Annotated in this window: 1 pseudogene; it reads right to left on the reverse strand. The window is 55.3% G+C overall.

Annotation, left to right across the window (positions count from 1 at the left end):
* Window positions 1–853 (reverse strand): annotated as a pseudogene (locus ABLN87_RS22295) (DDE-type integrase/transposase/recombinase); the annotation flags it as partial.

Genomic DNA, 853 nt, shown 5'->3' on the forward strand with positions numbered 1-853 from the left:
CTGAGTTTGCGGATGGTATGGCGCCCCTCGAACATGATCCATTTTCTGATCTTCCAGCCATTCGGCAAGCTCACCAGAGATGTAGCTGGACCCGTTGTCGCTGAGCAGACGTGGTTTGTGCAGCACCGTTGCCTGATCACAGCCTGAGGCGTGCAACGCGAGGTCCAGTGTGTCGGTCACGTCCTCGGTCTTCATCGTCGTACAAAGCTTCCAGGCGATGATGTATCGGCTGTAATCGTCCAGGATCGTGCTGAGATAGAACCAGCCCCAGCCGATCACCTTGAGATAGGTAAAATCGGTCTGCCAGAGTTGGTTCGGTCGTGTTGTCTTGTCCTGGAACTCGTCTGCGGCTGACAAAACCACATAGGCTGGGCTGGTGATCAGATCGTAAGACTTGAAGATGCGGTAGACCGAAGCCTCTGACACAAAGTACTTTTCTGTGCCGGTGAAGCGGACAGCTAGTTCTTGCGGTGACAACTCGCTTTCCTGCGAAGCCAGACCCTTGATCTTTTCGCGCACGGATTGAGGAATACGGTTCCAGACCCGCGACGGCGTAGGTCTACGATCTTCAAGCGCCTCGGGGCCGTCGACGAGATATCGGTCGTACCAGCGATAGAAGGTGGTCTTCGGAATGCCCAGCTTTTCCAAAGTGCGCTTGGTCGGCAACTGCGAACCTTCGACCAGACGGATGATTTCAAGCTTCTCGGATGCGGGATATCTCATGCGTCGTCGTCCCCATCCCCGATCATGCTTTTTTTGAGCAAACGCAGCTCCAAGGCCTGTTCGGCAACCACTTCCTTCAGATCACGGGCTTCCCGTCTCAGATCCTTCACCTCGGTGGAAGTTGCCGCGC

It is taken from the genome of Ruegeria sp. SCP10, assembly GCF_040329495.1.
Taxonomy (GTDB): domain Bacteria; phylum Pseudomonadota; class Alphaproteobacteria; order Rhodobacterales; family Rhodobacteraceae; genus Ruegeria.